The sequence below is a fragment of the Vibrio sp. 10N.222.48.A3 genome (assembly GCF_041475345.1).
Lineage (GTDB): Bacteria > Pseudomonadota > Gammaproteobacteria > Enterobacterales > Vibrionaceae > Vibrio > Vibrio tasmaniensis_A.
In genome coordinates this window covers 1-317 of record NZ_JBFRVX010001686.1, presented here as the reverse complement: position 1 = coordinate 317, position 317 = coordinate 1, and the positions used below count along the sequence as shown (strand labels likewise).

The 317-nt window shown below is 40.1% G+C and carries 1 protein-coding gene; it reads left to right on the top strand.

Going from position 1 to position 317, the window contains the following annotated elements; all coding sequences use genetic code 11:
- Positions 1-36: 36 nt before the first annotated feature.
- On the top strand, positions 37-317 hold a 281-nt coding region (locus tag AB4653_RS28415), incomplete at its 3' end, for a hypothetical protein (RefSeq protein ID WP_372105979.1).

The following is a 317-nucleotide window of genomic DNA, read 5'->3' as shown; positions in this document are numbered from 1 at the left end:
CTCTTTCAGAGAAATTCAAATAACGAGATTATCCTAATGAGGACAAAATTAATTTGTACATTTATTACAGCACTCATTGCTGTTTGCTCTGTACAAGCGACTACTTTACCTGCGCCAACTTGGCACACAATGACCTTTATTGATGGCAGTACAAAAGAACTGCGCTTAATGGGGTCTCAATATATGTTTTGGTACCAAGACCATGATGGTCACCTATACGTTCAGGGTGTTGATAATCAGTGGTACTTTGCTAAATATGAAACAAGTGAAAAAGGAGGGGGGAGTGTTGTTTCAACTGGGGTGTTGGCTTCGAGTGA